Raw genomic sequence first — 19,898 nt, 5'->3', positions numbered from 1 at the left:
AATTACTGTTCTTATCAAAACTTGAAGTTGGGGCTATATAGAAGAATCGTTGATATTTTAATGAATTTGCGTTCTTGTGAAAAGTGCAGTCAAATTTATGTAAACAGGCGTTTTCCTGCTAATAGTCTGAATGCCGAAGTTTGGCTAATAGTTGTCCCACTTAAAGTCGTCAAAATCTTGAATTTGAATTTCGCGGGAGTTTCTAAAGTATTTTTCCATTTTGCGAATCGTAAGAGGCGTTTTGTTTTTATAGTTCGGGTTCATATAAAAATAGGCGCTATATAGCGATTTTTGCATTTTTTCGGTTGCGCTGTTATCGTCAATAAATATAATTCCTGCGAGGTTTTGAGCAACTTCTTTTACCGTAAGCTGCGTTGAGCAGTATGCCCCGGAATGTTCAGAGGCTTTTTCGTCAATTCGGTTCAGTTCGATAAACGTACGGCGCGCAAGCGAGCGGTAAAAAAGATTGTTAAAGTCGCCAAAATCAACTGTCTCGCTGTTAAACCACGGATTTTTTACGATTGTAATGACCGAATATTCGTTGTCCAAAAGTTTTGAGCCGTAATCCAAAAACTTAAACTTGTAAGCTTCCGCCATGGCAAACGGTGAATATTCTGCAACTGTTGTCAAAATATCGGTGTACTGAATTCTGAATGTAAAATCTATTCCAGAACGGGAAGTATATTTTAAAACCCGTTTATTTTCCGAAACAGCCTGTACTAAAGCCCGAAAAATCCGTCCTTTTTCAAACCCAAGGTTTTTCTTTACTTCTGAATAATCGATTTCCGAGCGGTTATCTGCTCCAATCATTACAGATTTTTTTAACGAAAGCATTGAATATTCTTCAACACGTTCAAATATTTCTTCGAGAATGTTTTGATGAATGCAGTTGAATGACTTTACGTCCGTAAAAATGTCGTAGTGCCTAAAATGCAGGCACAAATCAATGTCTATTGTCTGAGTGTGCCCGATTTTTGAGGGGATCGCGCTTTTGTGCTTTTCGACAGGAAGAATATTTATATAGCTGAGATTAAAAAATTCCGAAAACTGCGAATAAAAATCCAAGGCAACAAGCTCAGAATAAGGTCCTGCCCATCTGGAGTTTCTTGCTTCCGCTATGTTCTTTACTTTTTCTGTAATCTGAACAATTGCCTGTCTGTCCGCAGAATACTTTTTTTGAAGGCGTTTGAGCCGCTTTATAAAGTTTTCGGCAAAAAGATTTTTTGGCTCACTGTTTAGCGGCGAAATGCACTTGTTTGTGTTCTTCTTGTTTTTTACAATTTTTTCAACATTAAAAATGTCTTTTATAAGTTTTTCAAGATTTTCAACATCGGTCATAGAACTTTTCCGCATCGGTCCGTGCATTTACCGCCTAAGACAGCAATCCTAGCGTTTTTTTACAGGATCGCTTGTTAAATCGACGCCGAGTTTTTTAAAAATCTTGCGGTCTACTTCGCTAAGCATTACGCTCGTATGAACCTGACAGCCTTTTAAAGCAGGAAGCTGCTCAAGAGCCTTTTTGCAGTTTTCGTTGTTTGGACTGAGCATAGAAAGAGCTACCAAAACTTCATCTGTATGAAGGCGCGGATTGTTTCCCTGCAAATAGTTCACCTTCATATTCTGAATAGGCGCAATCATTGCGGCAGGAATAAGTTTTACGCTGTGGTTAATTCCCGCAAGATGCTTGATTGCGTTTAATATGAGGGCCGCGCAAGTTCCAAGCAAATCTGATGTTTCTGAAGTGATTATTGTGCCGTCGTTCAGTTCGATTGCGGCCGCTGGAAGTCCGGATTTTTCTGCGCGTTTGCTTGCGGCAACTGTAACAAGACGGTCGGCCGGAGTTATCTTTGCCTGCTGCATTAAAAGAGTAAGTTTGTTTACTTCGGATTCTTCGCACTTCCCGTCAGCAAGGTTGCACAAAGCAGTATAGTAGCGTCTGATAATTTCCTGACGGCTCGCATAGCAGCATGCCTCGTCGTCAAAGATACAGTTGCCTGCCATATTGACGCCCATATCCGTCGGCGATTTATATGGATTTTCTCCAAAAATTCCCTTAAAGATTGCATCCAGCACCGGATAAATTTCTATATCGCGGTTGTAGTTTACAGTCGTAACCCCATAAGCCTCAAGATGCCATGGGTCAATCATATTAACATCGTTTAAATCGGCAGTTGCCGCTTCGTAAGCAAGGTTTACAGGATGCTTTAGAGGAAGATTCCAAATAGGAAACGTTTCAAACTTGGCATATCCTGCCTTTACACCGCGAACATTTTCGTTATAAAGCTGGCTTAAGCAGACAGCCATTTTGCCAGACCCAGGACCTGGAGCTGTAACAACAACAAGCGGACGGGAGGTTTCTACATAATCATTTTTTCCATAGCCTTTATCGCTGTCGATAAGAGCAACGTTGCTCGGATAGCCTTCTATCAAATAATGGAAATAAGACTTTATTCCAAGTTTTTTAAGACGTTTAGCAAAGGCCTTTGCACCTTCCTGTCCGCAATAATGCGTAATAACAACAGAACCTACAAATAACCCTCTGTCCATAAATTCCTGGCGCAGACGAAGGACATCTTTGTCATAAGTAATACCCAAGTCGCCGCGGACTTTGTTTTTTTCAATATCCAATGCGCTGATTACGATTATAATTTCTGCCATATCAGCCAGCTGCAAAAGCATCTTGAGTTTACTGTCTGGCTCAAACCCAGGCAAAACACGGCTTGCATGAAAGTCGTCAAAAAGTTTACCGCCAAATTCCAAATAAAGCTTGTTTCCAAAATGCGAAATACGCTCTTTAATGTGTTCAGACTGAATTTTCAAATATTTATCGTTATCAAAACCTTTTTTCATATCTTAAAAAGTATAAACGATTTGAACTTTTTTTTCTATGGCAGTGAGATTTTGACAAAAAAAATGGCTGTCTGAAAATCAGTCTTCAAACAGCCATTTTTTGTTTAATAATTTAACATTTTAAGCGTTAATTATTTTTTTAGCTCTTCAAGCGCATCAACATAGGAAAGATTCAATCTTCCCATTTTGTCTACTTCAAGAAGTTTTACAGGAATCTGCTGGCCTTCTTTAAGAACGTCCGTCACTTTTTCAACTCTCTGTCTTGAAAGTTTAGAAATGTGGCACAAGCCTTCTTTTCCTGGCAAAATTTCAACAAAAGCACCAAAATCCATTATGCGCTTTACAGTGCCGTTGTAAATTGTTCCAACTTCTGGATCTTCACAAATGCCTTTTACAGCGAGTTTCGCTTCTTCAGCAGATTTTCCGGTTTTTCCGTAAATCTGAACAGTTCCGTCATCTTCTGTGTTGATTGTAACGCCGTACTGTGCGCAAAGAGCTTTAATGTTCTTTCCGCCAGGGCCAATCAAAGCGCCGATTTTATCCGGACTAATTTTCATAGTCAAGATTTTTGGCGCAAACGGACTAATAGGCTGAGGCTTGTCGATGCATTTTTCCATGATCGAAAGAATATGCAAGCGTCCGGCTTTTGCCTGGGCGAGAGCTTCTTTCATAATCTGTGTTGTTACACCGGCAATCTTAATATCCATCTGGAAACCAGTAATTCCGTCTTTTGTTCCGGCTACCTTAAAGTCCATATCGCCGAGATGGTCTTCTTCACCAAGGATATCAGAAAGAATCTTGTAATTTCCGTAAGGATTGTCGCCTTCTGGTTCTGTAATAAGACCCATTGCAATTCCTGCAACCATCTTCTTCATAGGAACGCCAGCAGCGAGCATTGCAAGACAACCGCCACAAGTAGAAGCCTGAGAAGAAGAACCGTTAGATTCCATGATTTCAGAAACTACGCGAACGGTATAAGGAAATTCTGTAACTGGCGGAACCATGGCTGCCAAAGAACGGCGGGCAAGGTTTCCGTGTCCAATTTCGCGGCGGCCTGTTGTAAGACGTCCAACTTCTCCAACAGAATAAGGAGGGAAATTGTAATGAAGAATAAAGTTTTCGCTTCTTTCTCCATCAATATCGTCATAAACCTGGGCATCGAGTGTTGTGCCAAGAGTACAAACTGCCAAGGACTGAGTTTCGCCACGTGTAAAAAGAGCCGAACCGTGTGGACGAGGAAGAACGTTCACTTCGCAAGTAATCGGACGAATTTCGTCACATTTACGGCCATCAATTCTCAAGCCTTTGTCCAAAATGCTCTTTCTAAGCAAGTTGTACTGAATATCATCAAAGCAAGAATCAAAAAGCTTTTTCTGAATTTCATCTGACAACTGTTCAGCATATTTCTGTGCAACCTGCTCTTTTGCCGCGGCAATTGCCTTGCCGCGAGTCATTTTTCCGTCCTGGAAACATGCTTTTTCAAGGAGAGGTGTTGCATCTGCAATAATCTGCTCTTTGTTTGCAAGCTCAACATTAAGTGGAGCAAGCGGAAGTTTTTCTTTTCCACATTTTGCAACAAGCTGTTCCTGAAGCTCGCACATAGCCGTAATAAAGCCCTGCGCCTGTTCAAGAGCGCCGAGCATTACTTCCTCGCTGACTTCGTTTGCACCGCCTTCAACCATCGTAAATCCGTCTTTTGTTCCGGCAACAACGATTTCGAGCTGAGCTTTTTCCTGCTGATAGAAAGTCGGGTTGATTACATACTGTCCGTCAATATAAGCGACTCTTGCCGCTGCAACTGGTCCATGGAATGGAATATCAGAAATTGATACTGCTGCAGAAGCGGCAATTACTGCAAGAATGTCCGGTGGATTGATTCCGTCGGCAGAAACACAAGTCGGAACAATCTGGATTTCACGACCAAATGCAGGTTCAAAAAGAGGACGCATAGGACGGTCAATAAGGCGAGAAACCAAAATTTCCTTGTCCTTTGGACGACCTTCACGTTTTACAAAGCCTCCTGGAATTTTTCCTGCGGCATAATATTTTTCATTGTATTCAACAGTAACCGGGACAAAGTCCAATCCCTCTTTAACTTCGGAAGAGGCACATACAGTTGCAATTACAGATGTTCCTGCGTACTGCGCATAAACACATCCGTTTGCCTGTTTACCGATTTTTCCAGTTTCGAGAATTAAATCTTCATCACCAATTTTGTAAGTTACTCTATTTACTGCCATTACTTACACCTCCACGTTTATTATTTGCGGAGACCAAGTTCTTTAATAAGCTGGCGGTAAACTTCCAAATCCTTTCTCTGAAGATATTTAAGCATCTTGCGGCGCTGTCCGATTACTTTGAGCAATCCACGTGATGCGCCTGCGTCTTTTGGGAAGTGCTGGCAGTGAACTGTAAGCTGTTTGATGCGTTCAGTAAGGAGAGCGATCTGAACTTTTGTGTTTCCTGTGTCGGCTTCGTTTTTGCCAAATTTGCTGACTACTGCAGCTGATTCTTCTTTTGTAAGCATTTTACTTACTCCTTAAAATATTTATTTCTCTGGGTAACCAAATTGAATTGCCCGCACAAAGCCTCTGAGCGATCCGTCAGAATCCAGCACGCGAAGTAAACCGGAATCTAATTTACAGGCTACAGTTTTTGCTGCGGAAATCTCTTCGCTTCCAGAAATTACCATTTTTATTTTGACAGCATATTCACCATCAGGCGGAAAAATCTGACTTCCGTGTTTTTTTGCGGTCAGATAATTTTTTCCTTCTATTGTTTCCCTATACCATTCAAAACCCGCACAGTCAATAGTATACGGATTTCTGAGCATTATGCTTATTTCATTAAACTTTTTATCAAGAACATCCTCACGAATTCTTGAAGAACTTACTTTTTTGCCAGAATAATCAACAAAACTGACAACATTAAGCTCGATTTTATTTTTAGCGCAAAATTCTTTTAAAGCAGGAATATCGGTCAAGCCTTTGTAACCGCATCTAAAATCTTCACCTTCGGCAAGATATTTTACATTGCAGTTATCTTTTAAAATTGACAGAAAATCACTTCCTTGTATTTTAGTAAAATCGTCGGAAAAGTCAATTACAACGACAAACTTAAATCCTTTACGCATAAAGAATTCTAGCTTTTGAGAGAGCGATGAAACCTCTCCGCTAAAATCTTTTCCGGACTTTTCAAGCCGTGTAGAATGGCGAAATGTTACAATTCCCGGCACAAGCTGTTTTTTTTCAAGAATTGAATCAAAAATCGAATCGTGCCCGATATGCATTCCATCAAAACTCCCAATGCTAAGGGCTGTTTTCTGACTTCCAAAATCCTTTATGGGCTTTCCGTTTACAACCTGCTCCCAGGAATATATTTTCAGTTTTTGCTCTTCCGGCTGAATTACAAAACCGTAACTGAATTTTCTGCCGTTTCTTTTCACTGTTCCTGCAAACTTTAAATCAGGATAAAAAACCGCAAGTTCACAGTTTTCAGGAGTTTTTTCTTCAAAATAGAACGAATGTCTTCTTAAAAGACGCCCGTTGGCAAAATCTTGAACGTAGCCTGTGCAAAGCATGGCCGGAGAAAATCCACATAAACGCGCAATTTCTGCCGTCATCGGATAAGTTGAATTTCTTACCTTTTCCGCAAAACAAGGATCGCTTTTTCTGTTTTTTAAAGATTTTTTTTCGCCATATACAAGGCTTGAAATCGTAAATTCTTCCAAATCTTCATGGCCTGCCGCATTTTTTAAATAAAAAGGCCCTACTCCAGTGCGACGCAAAGCCTTTAAATGAGCGACGGTTCCACATTCCTTTGCAATATCGCGGGCAAGAGAGCGGATATAAGTTCCTTTTGAACAGCTGACTTCGACAAGAGCATATTTTTCAAAAAAATCAAGCAATACGATTGAGTGAATTGTTATTTTTCTCGGCGCAAGTTCAACTTCCTCGCCGCTTCGCATAAGGTCGCTGGCCCTTTTTCCATTTACGTGAAGCGCGCTGAATTTTGGCGGAACCTGTTCAATTTCTCCTTTGAACTTTTTCAAAGCCGCGCGAACTTCTTCTTCGTCAGGGATTCTTCCTGTCTTTATTACATTTCCGGTTGGATCGAGGGTATCGGTTTCCGTGCCGAATTCAATCAATGCAAGGTAAGTTTTTCCAAAATTTGTAATATGAGAAACTAGACGCGTCAAATGGCCTGTAAGAACGACAAGAAGCCCGTCCGCAAAGGAATCCAATGTTCCCGTGTGCCCGACTTTTTTTGTGCCAAGAGATTTTTTTACTGCCGATAAAGAAGCAAAACTCGTTTCTCCGGACTGCTTGCTTAAAAGCAAAATTCCGGAGTTTGCGTTACTGCCCGTCTGTCTGCTGTCTGCGGATCTCATTTTCCTCTGCTTCAAGACGATTTAATTTATTTACCATCTCAAAGCCGTCCTTTATTGAACTGTCAGCAATAAAACTGAGTTTTGGAAATTTTCGAATTGTAAGTTTTCTTGCGATTGACGACTGTATGAATCCTGCCGCGCTGTTAAGCCCGGCAACTCCTTTTAAAATCTGTCCCTCTGGCAAAAAACTCGAAACATAAACTTTTGCATAAGCCAAATCTGCGGCAACTTCAACACGATTTATCGTCAAAAAAGTTGAAACACGCGGATCTTTTATTTTCTGGGTGCTGACAAGCAGTGCAATTTCGCCGCGAATCTGCTCACCCAGTTTTGCAAGTCTAAATTCACCCATTATTCAGCATCTCCATTCGGAACAAATGAAGGATTTAACTTATCTTTTGCTGCTTTTTTTGCTTTTCCTTTAGCCTTTGCTTCTGCTTCTTCTGCGGCAATCTGCGCTGCTGCAGCTTCTGCTTCGGCTTTTGCAGCGGCAATTCTCTCTTTAGCCTTTGCTTCTGCTTCGGCTTTTTCATCTACGAGAGATTCGCCAAGTTTTCTTGCAACTTCAACGTATTCAATAACTTCAAGCTGATCGCCAACCTGAATGTCCTGCCAGTTTTCAAGACCGATACCACATTCAAAACCGGCCTTAACTTCTTTTGCATCGTCCTTGTAACGTTTGAGCGAAGAAATTTTTCCTGTCCATTTAACAATTCCGTCTCTGATAAGGTTAACAGTAGCTGATTTTTTAACAAGACCTTCTGTAACTGAACATCCTGCAATAACTCCAACTTTTGGAACACGGAATGTGTTGCGAACTTCAACCATACCGATATTCTGTTCAATTGTATCTGGACGGAGCATTCCTTCCATTGCCTGCTGAATCTCTTCAACACATTTATAGATAACGTTGTATTTTCTGATTTCTACTTTTTCTTCATCAGCAAGCATCTTAGCTTTTGCCGTTGGACGAACATTAAATCCAATAATGATTGCATTTTCATCTGCGGCTGCAAGAGTAACGTCGCTTTCGTTGATTGCGCCGGCAGAAGAATGAATTACGTTCAAGCGAATTTCCGGAGTTGAGAGTTTTTCGAGAGACTGTTTCAACGCCTCTGCAGAACCTTGGAGGTCAGCTTTTATGATAACCTTCAATTCTTTTACTTCGCTTGCTTCGATTGTAGAAACGAGGTTGTCCAATGTAACTTTCTTAACAGCCTTTGCCGCCTCAAAACGCTTGAGTTCCTGGCGTTTGTTTGAAATATCGCGGGCATCGCGTTCAGTTTCTGTAACCTGGAACGGATCCCCGGCATTCGGCATCTCATCTAAACCGAGAACTTCAACTGGCATAGAAGGAGTAGCTTCTTTTACTTTTTCTCCGCGGTCGTTGAACATTGCGCGTACTTTTCCAGAATAAATTCCGGCAACAAACGGATCTCCAACCTTCAATGTACCGCTCTGAACCATAACATCAGCAATAACACCGCGTCCCTGGTCAACATGAGATTCAATAACTTTTCCTTCTGCACGTGTATCCCAATGAGTCTTTAATTCAAGCATTTCTGCCTGAAGAAGAATTGCATCAAGAAGCTCGCTGATTCCTTCGCCTTTAAGAGCAGAAATTTTTACGTACTGAGTGTCTCCGCCCCATTCTTCAGGAGTAAGCCCCTGTTCAGAAAGCTGTGTCATTACTCGGTCAGGATTTGCATCCGGCTTATCAATTTTGTTAACTGCAACGATAATCGGAACTTTCGCATCTTTTGCATGGCTCAAGGCTTCGAGTGTCTGCGGCATTACACCGTCATCTGCGGCAACTACAAGAACACAGACATCTGTAATTTGAGCACCACGAGCACGCATCATTGTAAAGGCTTCGTGTCCAGGAGTATCGAGGAATGTGATTACGCCCTTTTCAGTCTTAACCTGATAAGCACCGATTTTCTGTGTAATTCCGCCGGCTTCGCCAGCTGCAACATTTGTTTTTCTGATTGCATCAAGTGTTTTTGTCTTACCGTGGTCAACATGTCCCATTACGGTAACAATTGGCGGACGAGGAAGCTCATTTCCTTCTTCACCCTTGTCGCTTTCAATTACAGTTTCGTCATAAAGAGAAACAAGATGAACATCACAGCCGTATTCGGCAGCAAGAAGAGTTGCTGTGTCAGAATCAATGCTTTGGTTTATTGTAACCATCATTCCCATTGACATAAGCTTTCCGATGATTTCGCTGGCTTTAAGGTTCATTTTCTTTGCCAAATCAGAAATCGAAACAGATTCCATAATATCGATTGACTTTGGAACTACGCTTGCAGGAGTAACTGCCTTCTTCTTATAAAGTTCTTCTTCGTCAAAAAGCTCTTCCTTGTCCTTGCGGTTGTTGTAAACCTGTTTTTTGCCTTTAAAAGCCTTTTTTCCAGGTCCTTTCTGTTCAGGAATTGCAGATGCAACTGGCGCTCCTCCAAAACCCGGTCTTCCACCGCCAAATCCTGGACGGCTGCCAAATCCTGGTCTTCCAGCCTGATTTGGTCCACGGTTAAATCCGCCTTGTCCATTTGGACCGCGGTTGAATCCGCCCTGACGGTTAAATCCGCCGCCTTGTCCGTTTGGACCGCGGTTGAATCCGCCCTGACGGTTAAATCCGCCGCCTTGAGCGTTTCTATCGCGGTTCTGATAATTTTCGCGCGCCTGCGCTCCAGAAAAACCTCCGGAACGCTGTCCGTTATTGTTATAATTTCTGTTTCCATAACCGCCGTTATAGCCACCTTCGCGATTGCCATAACCACCGTTCTGACCACGGTTGTAACCGCCGTTACGCTGACGGTTTGGAGTTGAAAGATTGCCGGCTTTTACATTTGGTCTTGCAGAGCCGATTTCAAAAGTAGTACGAGTCTGTCCAGCAGGACGCTGTTGCTGAGGACGAGGAGCAGAAGAAGCTGCTGCTGCCGGTACAGGAGATTTTTTTACAACTGGAACCGGACGCTTTTTATTTTCTCCGTTTTCAGCCGCACTTTCCTGAGCCTGCGCAGGCGCTTTTCTCTTTACGACTACAATTTTTCTCTTTTCCGGTGTACCTGAATTTGCAGAAATAGCAGCAGATGCTTTGTTTTCTGCTGGTTCTGCTTTTTTCTTATTCAATACAAATCCGGGCTTTTTCTCTGTTTCTTCAGCCATATTTTCTCGTTTTTCCCCTTATAATTTTTCTCGCACTACTCTTTTAGCCTTCGATATTAAAATTTATTAAAATTTCAAAGACTTTTTATTCTACCGTTTTTTATTACTCAAATTCAAATTCTACGCCACATTTTGGACATTTTGTCATATCCAAAGTGATTTTTGCGCCACATTCAGGACAGAAATACTCTTCCTCTTCTGCCTGTCCAGGCTTTTCTTCTTCTGTTTTTTCAGAATCATCTTCAACAAATTCAACTACATCGCGAATGATTGAATTCACTTTTTCAAGCTCTTCCTGGGTTACGCCTTCAACATTGATTGAATCAGAATCGAACGAATCAACAAAAGTCTGAATATCATCAAATCCAGCAGCCTTGAGCCTTGCAGCAACATCAACATCAACTCCTGGCAATTCAGAAATCGTCGAAATCGGTTCGCTTTCTTCAGAACCAGTGCTTTCTTCTGAAGAATTGTTAAATAGATTTTCCGCAGCCTTGCGTGTAGAGAACTGGCTCAAATCCATTTCTGCAGCCTGCTCTTCGGTTTTTACGTCAATTGACCAGTCGCAGAGACGGTTTGCAAGACGAACATTCATGCCAGATTTTCCGATAGCAAGAGAGAACTGACTTTCGTTTACAATTGCAAGAGCCTGTTTTTTTTCTTCATCCGTAATCAAAACTTTCTCAACTTCGGCAGGCGAAAGCGCGTTTTTAATAAACTCAACAGGATTCTGGTCATAGTGCAAAACGTCGATTTTTTCACCTTCAAGCTCGCGGATTACATTCTGAATACGTACCCCCTTAAGACCAACACATGCGCCTACAGGATCCACATCTTCCTTGTTAGAGAAAACTGCAATCTTAGTGCGATAACCTGCTTCACGAACAATTTTGTAAATTTCGACTGTCTTATCTTCAAGTTCAGGAACTTCAAGCTCAATAATTGACTGTACGAATTTAGGATCTGTGCGGCTCAAAACCAGCTGAACTCCAGAAGAAGTAGTTTTTACGTCAACAACAATAGCCTTAATTCTGTCATTTTTCTGATAAATCTCGCGTGAGCTCTGATATTTTTTTGGAAGAACTCCTTCAACTTTACCAAGATCAACGTAAATATTTCCGTTGTATTCGCGCTGATAATATCCAATGATAACTTCGCCGATTTTGTCTTTATTTTCTGCCAGAAGATTGTTTTTAAAGCTTTCGCTCAACCCCTGATGAGCAGCCTGTTTTCCAGTAGAAACAGCAGAACGCTCAAAAGTCTTTGGATCAACAAGAATAAGGATTTCATCTCCAACTTCACATTCCTCGCTCATTTTAAGCGCATCTTCAAGTTCAATTTCTGTCACAGGGTCGTAAACACCATCTACAATTACTTTTTTCGAGTAAACCGAAACATCCGACAAATCATCTGCAAAATGAACTTCGCAGTTGTCCGCTGTTCCGAAAGTTTTTTTGTAAGCCGCCTTGATTGCAGACTCTACAGTCTGTTTAACAGATTCTACAGAAACTCCCTTTTCTTCTATGAGTTCCCGAATCGCTTCTGACATTTCTGACATATTATTTCTCCCTTTTGAAGTAGAAAAAAATTAACGGTTGCCTCATTTTTTAGAGGCTTCCCAAAAAATTCAATTCTGCAATTACAAATGAATAAATTTTGCTTTTGCTATATCTGCATAAGAAACAGTCTTCTGCTCAACAGAACCATCCGAATTTTCAACTTCGAGCGTTATCGAAGCATTGTCAGAGGAAACAACTTTTCCACCGACCCAATCCGTAACTGTTTTATCCCAAACCCGGACCTGACGTCCTTTAAAAAACGCAAATTCAGCCGCATTTTTTATATTTCGCTCCATTCCAGGAGAAGTAAGCTCCATGTAAGTATCATCAGTTCCAAGAATTTCTTCAATTTTTGGAAGAAGCGCATGATGCACCTTCGAGCAGTCATTTACGCCGATATTTACACTCGGATCATCTCCTGTAATTACAGCAAGAATATGAGTCGTGCTTCCATGTTTAGAAAATTTTAACTCAACAAGGTGGTAGCCAAGCGAAGAAGCAACATTTTCACATTCCTGATAATGCGGATAAGAAGTTAAAGGTATATAATCCATAATCTCTGTAATTTTGCTCCGGCAATAAAAAAGGACCCGTTTGCGCGGATCCATTTAAATATTACTATTAAAATGTTAACATACTTTACGATTTTAACAAAAAAATGTCAAGTACAATTCCTTATATAACAAAAAACTACAAAAGTTCAGCCGCCTTTTTTATATGCTCCGGCAAATCCACGTTAAAAACAGTTTTTTTCCCATCGACAGGAAGAGTTATCGTCGTCGCAGCAAGACACAGTTTTTTAAGGCCGAGTTTCCGCGCCTTTTTATTCAATTTAAAGTTTCCGTGCTTATCATCCTGAACAATCGGACAGCCGGCCTTTGCAAGATGAATTCTTATCTGATGCATTCTTCCGGTTCCAAGCGCAAGGTGCAAGACAGAAAGCTCGATTTCTTCACTTTCAAAAGAACCATCCTCCTTTTTAGCAGCATTTTCCGTTCCAGAAACAATTTTAACTTTTCCAGATTTTAAAACCTTAAAGTCCGTAACAGCATTCAATTCACGTCCAGCTTTTACAACGTTGTCTTTTAAAGTTCCAGCCAAAGCCGTTTTTCCATTTACACAAGGCAATCCAAAACATACAGCCGTATATTCTTTTTTTACCTGTTTTCCTGCAATCAAGCCAATCCATCTATTAGCCGCGGCAGCCGACTTTGCAACAACCATAAGACCGGACGTTTCCTTGTCGAGCCTGTGCACCAAAAAAACCTTATAACCGACCTGCTTAGAAAGCTCTTCGTCCAAAGAATGCGCAATACCTGCGCCGCCCTGAACACTCATTCCGGCTTCTTTATTTATTAGAAGAATTTCCTCATTTTCATATACAATTTGAATATTTTTCATCCGATTATCAATCTGTAAGTATTTTTTTTGATTTTTTGGGGCCATTTTTGCTTGCGCAAAAACCGGGCTTTTCAGGGTTGTCATTCCAAAAAATGCAATTTCGCAAAGCGCAATCACATTTTTGGAACGCGCTTCGCTCGCCCTTACAATCCCTTGTCCAGTTGTGTATATTACAAAAAAAGTATTTTTTAGCCTAGTATTTTATGGAAGTGTCAAAATTATGAAAAAATTCCACCAAACTTTTATCCGCTCGATTTTTGCAATATTCTTTTTAATTTTTCCAAGTTTTCATTCGTTTTCAGAACTGATTTCAAGTTCAATCTACGGCTACAGCATAGATTTTCCAGAAATGTCAGAAATTTCAGATATGACGGAAGACGAAAGCTCAATTCTTTTTACTCACAAGCTTCTTCCGGTCCAAACCGCAGTAAAAGTCTGGCCGCAGGAAAATTTTCAAAGCAGCGCACAAGCCCTTTGCAAAACCTTAGAAAAACTTTCTGCGGCTGGAGAAATTTCTACGGCAAAATGGCGCAACAGAGAATGCGCCGTTTCTCAGATTACAATAAGCGAAAAAGCGCTTGGCACAAAAATGTGCGGCTGGGGAGCTTCCATTCCTATTCCAGATAAAAAAAGTTTTCTGACAGTTATTTCGTTCGCCCCGGAAGACAAGGCATACAACTGCGAACAGTTTATTCTTTCTATATTAGACAGCATAATGGTCGACCGCGGAAGCTTTAAAGAAAGCGGACTTATAACCGCATTCGCCTTTCCAAAGGCCGGACAAAAAAAAGTAACGCTCACAATTGACGGAAAAAAAATAAACACGGTTTTGGACAAAGATGATTCCGAAGCAAACCAGTTTGTCGTTGACCGTGAATTTTCAGTTTTTAAACTGTTTGTAAACCAAAAATGCTGGAAAGAAGCATGGCAGCGTTTTTACAGAATAATTGCAAAAGACGGAATGGGCCGCACAAAAAAAGCGGCATTTGACATTTCAAACGCGCTGCTCGAAGATTGTCAAAAAGAGTCCCCGGATTTTCCGGAAGCGGCAATTGCGCAAAAACTTTTAACCTGGACGCAAAATTTTAACTACGAAAGAAAATCCTCTTCAGCTGACAGCGCCGATTTTACAAATATTCCGGCAACGCTCGAAGGGGCAGGCTCTGACTGCGACAGCCGCTCAATGCTTTTAATGCTCCTTTATAAAAATCTTGGACTGGATTCAATTATGTTTATAAGCACTCAATACAGCCATGCCATGGTGGGAATAAATTTGCCGGGAAAACAGGGACAAACCTACAGTCTCGACGGAAAAGAATATCTTTTTGGAGAAACTACGGCAAAAAATCTAACTTTTGGAATGATTGCAAAAGACATGCAGGACAGAAAAAACTGGATTCCTGTAGAACTCTACGAATAACTTAAAAGAAAGACAATTTTTCTGTTCTGACAAAGACTAGTTCCGTGTTAAAAGAGCATATACCTCTTCTGGAGTTGAAGCATCAAGAAGCTTATCACGCAAAGCCTTTTCTTTTAATTTTGAACTGAAAAAACTCAGCGTCTGAAGGTAATATGTGTGCTGATTATAAGCCGCTGCAATCATAATCAAAATTCTTACAGGAATTTCATCAATTGACTGATAGTCGATTATGTCCTTCTTGCAGATTCCAACACTCATTACAAGGTCTGTCACGGAAGACAGGCGCACATGAGGAATTGCAATTCCACGGCCTATTGCTGTAGACATAAGCTCTTCACGCTTTAAAATTTCTGTAACAAGCTCATCGCTGTATTTTACCTGAGGAGCTGTGCTCAAATTGTTTGCAAGCTCAACAAGAGCATCGCGTTTTGTAGTATGATTTATAAAAACAATGCGGTCTGGTGAAAGAATGTTTTTTACGATTACTTCAGGATTGCTTTCTTCTTTTTTGATATTTGAAGAAAGACGTTCATTTACCCATTTTTCAATCTCTGATTTTTTAAAACGCCATACCGTTCCAATTTTTCCAGCAGGAATTTCGCCTTTTTGAGCCCAGTCATAAACAGTGCGTTCAGAAACACGCAGATATTTTGCAACTTCTTCAATTGTAAGGATATCGTCTTCCACTTTTTTCTCCAAATTTTTTATAAACTCTTAACAATCTTTTGCATATTTTGCATTTAGAACGGTATTTTGTCAAGCAAACACATTTTCTTCAACTTTATTGCAAAATTAAAGAACATTCTGATAAAAAAAACATTTTTTTATCAAACTTGACCATAATTTTTAATCATTATACCATAAAAATAATCATGCTAAAAAAAATAAATCCAATTCCTACGATATGTGCAACGATTGTGCTTGCATATACATTTTGTGCAGTAAAGCCTCTTTCTAAAGAAATTCATTTTGTGACCAAATGGACGGTTGACTGCAACAAAACTTCTCCAGATTCAAACAAAATCGAACCTTCGCAATATATTCCGTTCAGGCTTGGACAAAACGCAGGATATTTTACAGAAGAAGGCCGAATTGCTCAGACTTTTACATTTCCGTACAAAATTGCAATCAGTCCAGATGATTACTGCATTTACGGAACAAGCGACAAAAGCCTAAAGCTTATATCCAAAGAAGGAAATCAAAAGAAAGAACTAAAAATGCAAGGATTTCCGTTTTTTCAAAAAGACAGAAAATTTCTTATGTTGCCAGGCGGAACAAGCTTTGTTTTTTTGAATGAAAATTTTGAGCCAAAATGGAAATTTGAAAATTATGTTCCTATTACAGCTCTGGATTCTACAAACGAAAAAGTTGCCGCAGGCTATGCGGACGGATCAATTCTTATTTTTGACACAGACGGAAAAATCGAACAGCAGTATGAGCCAGGCGGAAGCAAATATCCTGTAATTCTAGGTCTTGCAGTTTCGGATGACGATTTATCGACAGCGAGCGTAAGCGGTCAAAAACAGCAGAGATTCACACTTGCAAAAAAAGAAAACGGAATTACAAAAATCTTCTTTCATGAATATCTGGAATCAGATACAACAAAACAGGTTCTCGTAAAATTTTCAAGCGCCGGTGATTACTGCTATTTTGCGCACAAAGACTGTCTTGGCATTGTAAACTGCAAAACTTTAAAATCAAAGCATATTCCGATAAAAGGCGATATTCTTTCGATAGAAGAAACTGGCGACAAAAAAAATATCTTTGTCCTGAGCAAAAATGACGGAATTTATTCAGTTTCTGTAATACAAAAGCACTCGGTCTATTCCGGAAAATTTAGCTTTAAAGCGGAAAACGCCTGCATAACAGTAAAAGACAATTCGCTTTTTGTCGGACGAGACAGTTCGATTTCGAGAGTGGACATTGAGTTTAAATAAAAGCCGGAGGCAGATTTTGTATGAAAAAGATATATTCCATATTGACATTAGTTTTTGTTTCTTTTTTTGCCTTTGGTTTTGACTGGCCGCAGGAAGAAATCATGTCCGACACTTTTTTTGCATATTTTGCGCACACCCGTGGCGGAGTTATAAATCCTTCGCTGATTTTTAGCGACAGCGGAGAAATTAAAACTTCCAGCAAAGGAACTGTCACCGCGGTTTTGAGCGAACATGACGAAGATTCTTCGCTTTTTGAAAGCACTCTTGGAAACGCGGTGATTCTCGTTCACGATGACAGCTTGATGACAGTTTATGCAAATTTGAATTCTGACGATCAGGAAAAACGATATGAACTTTCGGAAGTTGAAAACGCAACCCCTCTTGGAACCTGCGGAAGCTCCGGCTGGCAGGAAGGAAACGCTCTTTTGGAATTTCAGGTTGTCGATTTAAAGGCCAAAACGCTCGTAAATCCGCGAATTTTAATGCCGCGCTTTGGAAACGAGCTTCCGCTTGAAATTCTCAATCTTACGGCTGTAAATAAAAAAGGAACTGAATATAATTTTGACAAAAATAGAAGAATTCCTTCGGGGACATACTTTATTTACTGCGCACAGCGGCCGGTTTCTATGCCATACAAAACGGCAATTCTTGTAAACGGAGCAGTCGCCGACACAATTACATACGACGCGCTGGTAAGCATAGACGGAAAACTATGCGTAAACAATAAGAGCAACTATTCTTCTTCTGTAATTTATCCAGACCAAAAAAGACAGCTCTTAGGCGAAATTGCAATTCCGAAGGGACACAACAGAATTACAGTTTCGGTTGCAGATATTCTGGGAAAAGAAAAAATCCTTGCATATTCTGTGGAAGCATATTGAATTTAAACAAAAAAAATGCACCCCTGATTGGAACGGCGCGCAGCGTCCGCCTGCGGCGGATGGAGCAAAAGCGGAACCGTGGAAAGCAGGTTTGAAAGCGGCTTGCGGTCCCAAATAAAAAACAAGAATTTTCTAGTTTATTGCGATTAGTCTTTTTTGGTGATAAAATGTTTCTGTTATGGAACACAAGATGATTACATCAGCGTCTGGCTGGCGCAAGGTTTTTGCTGAATCCGGAGAAAAAGACGACGGCAATAGCGAAATCGGAAATTTAAACCGCACAATCGCGGCGCTTGCAGCAGAAACCTTTGCAGACTATATGCTTGCTCAAAAAAAATCCCCTTTAATTATAGTTGGAATGGACACTCGTCCTACAGGTCCGGCAATTGCAGAAACAATGCTTAGGGTTTTTCTGGCAAAAAAAATTGCAGTTTCGTATACTGGAATCATTGCCTCTCCAGAAATTATGGTTTATGCACATTCGGCGGACGGATTTGTCTATATTTCGGCAAGCCACAACCCGATTGGCTACAACGGAATTAAATTCGGGCTGAATGACGGAGGTGTTTTGAATGGACAGGAAAACGCAAAACTCGTTGCAGAATTTGAAAAAAAATGCGTCCGTCCTGATGCTGCTGAATATGCGCGAAAATTGGCTTCTTCCTGTTCTGACATTGATTTGGATTGGGTTTTTGCAGAATCAATCGCGACAAAACATTCGGCGGCAAACACTTACAGAAATTTTGAAAAAGAAGTAATTTCGGGTTCGAAAGAGCCTGCCGTACAAAATGCGGTATTTGCAAAAATAAGACAAAACTTGATTCAAAAACCGCTGTGCGTAGTAGCAGATATGAACGGTTCTGCGCGCACAATGTCCATTGACAAAGCATTTTTAAACGAATGTGGAATTTCCTTAACGACAATCAACAGCGCTCCAGGACAAATCGCCCACGAAATTATTCCTGAACCGGAAAATTTAGTTTGGTGCGCACGCGAAATCGAAATAAGACAGGCCGCTGGCGACAAAAACTGCATTCTTGGCTACATGCCTGACTGCGACGGAGACCGTGGAAATATTGTCTATTGGGACGAAATTGAACAAAAAGCAAAGTTTTTAAGAGCACAGGAAGGATTTGCGCTTTCAGTTCTTTCAGAACTTGCATATTCGGCATATCAGGCTCAAGTTTCTCAAGGGTGCGGACTTGCAAAAAAAGCAGAGCTCTTTTTATCAGGAAAAAATGGACAAACCGGCTCTTTTTTTGGCGGACAAAAAGTCGGTGTTGCGGTAAACGGCCCTACATCAATGAGAATCGAAGAAATCGCGCATGCTTTTAAGGCAGAAGTTTTCCGTGCGGAAGTTGGCGAAGCAAATGTCGTAAATTTGGCGCGCGAAAAGCGAAGAGAAGGCTGGACAGTGCGCATTTTGGGCGAAGGTTCAAACGGCGGAAACATTACTCATCCGGCGGCAGTGCGCGACCCTCTTTGTACAATTTTTGCGCTTATAAAACTTTTGATTTTAAAAGACGACCAAATCAACGGAGTTTTGAGAAAAGGTCTTTTTCATCTTTGGTGCGAAGCAAGCGGCCAAATGGAAAAATACAAAGAAAACTACACATTGCGCGACATAATTGAAACTTTGCCTGTTTACACGACTACTGGCGTAAGCGAAGAAAGGGCAGTCCTTCAGATAAAAACAACAGATCACGGAATTTTAAAGGCAAAATTTCAAAAAATATTTGAAAATCAGTGGAATTTGCATAAAAATGAATTAAAGGAACTGTACGGTTTTGAAAGCTATGTTGCTGTCAGAACAAACGGAACCGTTGAAACCAAAAACATTGACGATTATTCGCAGAGCGGCAAAGGCGGACTCAAAATCATTTTTTACGATGAAAACGAAAAGCCTGTCGCATTTATGTGGATGCGCGGAAGCGGAACAGAGCCTGTTTTCCGCGTAATGTGCGATGTAAAAGGAAACAAACCAAAAGAAGAACAAAAGCTTCTTGAATGGGAAACAAAGATGATTCTGCGTGCAGATTCACTAGCATAGAACTTTTTATGGGAGAAATTTATGGAAAAATCAGAAATTCTTGAGCGTGCCAAAAAGTACATCGAAGAAGAAAAGGACGAGAGATTCCGGAAGGAAGTTGAGGAGCTTGTCGAAAAAGAGGATATGAAGGAGCTTGAAGACAGATTCTATCAGACTCTTGAATTTGGAACAGGCGGACTGCGCGGAGTTATGGGCGGAGGAACAAACCGCATGAACACTCTCGAAATAAACCTTGCCAC

General features: G+C 40.7%; 15 protein-coding genes and 1 pseudogene. 5 read left to right on the top strand and 11 right to left on the bottom strand.

Features of this window, described 5'->3' with window-relative positions; translation table 11 throughout:
- Positions 1–144 precede the first annotated feature (144 nt).
- The 10 genes from B4N75_RS09220 to B4N75_RS09175 all read right to left on the bottom strand — a co-directional run bounded on the left by B4N75_RS09220 (position 145) and on the right by B4N75_RS09175 (position 13,371).
- The gene (locus tag B4N75_RS09220; RefSeq protein WP_296020709.1) at positions 145–1,338 is read right to left on the bottom strand and encodes a hypothetical protein; all 1,194 of its coding nucleotides are present in this window, start codon (positions 1,336–1,338) and stop codon (positions 145–147) included.
- Positions 1,339–1,386: 48 nt separating this feature from the next.
- A complete protein-coding gene (locus B4N75_RS09215; protein ID WP_296707215.1) occupies positions 1,387–2,850 on the bottom strand; it encodes a DUF1846 domain-containing protein in 1,464 nt (487 codons plus the stop codon).
- Between the two features lie 131 nt (positions 2,851–2,981).
- The gene (pnp, locus tag B4N75_RS09210; RefSeq protein ID WP_296020724.1) at positions 2,982–5,090 is read right to left on the bottom strand and encodes a polyribonucleotide nucleotidyltransferase; all 2,109 of its coding nucleotides are present in this window, start codon (positions 5,088–5,090) and stop codon (positions 2,982–2,984) included.
- A gap of 20 nt (positions 5,091–5,110) precedes the next feature.
- Positions 5,111–5,377: a 30S ribosomal protein S15 gene (gene rpsO, locus B4N75_RS09205; RefSeq protein ID WP_296020731.1), complete on the bottom strand. Its 267-nt coding sequence runs from the start codon at positions 5,375–5,377 to the stop codon at positions 5,111–5,113.
- A gap of 21 nt (positions 5,378–5,398) precedes the next feature.
- The gene (gene truB / locus B4N75_RS09200) at positions 5,399–7,240 is read right to left on the bottom strand and encodes a tRNA pseudouridine(55) synthase TruB (protein WP_296669043.1); all 1,842 of its coding nucleotides are present in this window, start codon (positions 7,238–7,240) and stop codon (positions 5,399–5,401) included.
- A complete protein-coding gene (gene rbfA / locus B4N75_RS09195) occupies positions 7,206–7,592 on the bottom strand; it encodes a 30S ribosome-binding factor RbfA (RefSeq protein WP_296692788.1) in 387 nt (128 codons plus the stop codon). The genes truB and rbfA overlap by 35 nt, the downstream gene beginning before the upstream one ends.
- Entirely contained in the window at positions 7,592–10,411 is a 2,820-nt protein-coding gene (gene infB / locus B4N75_RS09190; protein ID WP_296707214.1) for a translation initiation factor IF-2, read from the bottom strand. The genes rbfA and infB overlap by 1 nt, the downstream gene beginning before the upstream one ends.
- Before the next feature lie 103 nt (positions 10,412–10,514).
- Complete coding sequence (gene nusA / locus B4N75_RS09185; protein WP_296707213.1) at positions 10,515–11,969, bottom strand: transcription termination factor NusA; 1,455 nt, start codon at positions 11,967–11,969, stop codon at positions 10,515–10,517.
- Positions 11,970–12,050: 81 nt separating this feature from the next.
- Positions 12,051–12,524: a ribosome maturation factor gene (locus tag B4N75_RS09180; protein ID WP_296669048.1), complete on the bottom strand. Its 474-nt coding sequence runs from the start codon at positions 12,522–12,524 to the stop codon at positions 12,051–12,053.
- 136 nt (positions 12,525–12,660) lie between these two features.
- Positions 12,661–13,371 carry an RluA family pseudouridine synthase gene (locus B4N75_RS09175; protein WP_296669050.1) on the bottom strand — a complete coding sequence of 237 codons (711 nt, stop codon included), beginning with the start codon at positions 13,369–13,371 and terminating at the stop codon, positions 12,661–12,663.
- 220 nt (positions 13,372–13,591) lie between these two features.
- Here B4N75_RS09175 and B4N75_RS09170 point away from each other — a divergent pair, with 220 nt between their 5' ends.
- A complete protein-coding gene (locus B4N75_RS09170) occupies positions 13,592–14,791 on the top strand; it encodes a hypothetical protein (RefSeq protein ID WP_296669052.1) in 1,200 nt (399 codons plus the stop codon).
- Between the two features lie 36 nt (positions 14,792–14,827).
- On the opposite strand, the gene B4N75_RS09165 is transcribed toward B4N75_RS09170, so the two are convergent.
- The gene (locus B4N75_RS09165; RefSeq protein ID WP_296669053.1) at positions 14,828–15,478 is read right to left on the bottom strand and encodes a PTS sugar transporter subunit IIA; all 651 of its coding nucleotides are present in this window, start codon (positions 15,476–15,478) and stop codon (positions 14,828–14,830) included.
- Between the two features lie 185 nt (positions 15,479–15,663).
- Here B4N75_RS09165 and B4N75_RS09160 point away from each other — a divergent pair, with 185 nt between their 5' ends.
- From B4N75_RS09160 to B4N75_RS09145, 4 genes and pseudogenes are all read left to right on the top strand, one after another.
- Positions 15,664–16,728 carry a hypothetical protein gene (locus B4N75_RS09160; RefSeq protein WP_296669055.1) on the top strand — a complete coding sequence of 355 codons (1,065 nt, stop codon included), beginning with the start codon at positions 15,664–15,666 and terminating at the stop codon, positions 16,726–16,728.
- Positions 16,729–16,748: 20 nt separating this feature from the next.
- Complete coding sequence (locus tag B4N75_RS09155; RefSeq protein WP_296669056.1) at positions 16,749–17,609, top strand: peptidoglycan DD-metalloendopeptidase family protein; 861 nt, start codon at positions 16,749–16,751, stop codon at positions 17,607–17,609.
- A gap of 190 nt (positions 17,610–17,799) precedes the next feature.
- Positions 17,800–19,659, top strand: a complete 1,860-nt coding sequence (locus B4N75_RS09150; RefSeq protein WP_296707211.1) for a phosphoglucomutase — start codon at positions 17,800–17,802, stop codon at positions 19,657–19,659.
- 21 nt (positions 19,660–19,680) lie between these two features.
- Positions 19,681–19,898, top strand: a pseudogene (locus tag B4N75_RS09145) (phospho-sugar mutase); the annotation flags it as partial.

The organism is Treponema sp. UBA7570 (genome assembly GCA_002477955.1).
Lineage (GTDB): Bacteria > Spirochaetota > Spirochaetia > Treponematales > Treponemataceae > Treponema_D.
Note: the sequence above shows the minus strand (reverse complement) of the source record. Positions and strands in the feature narration are given on the sequence as shown.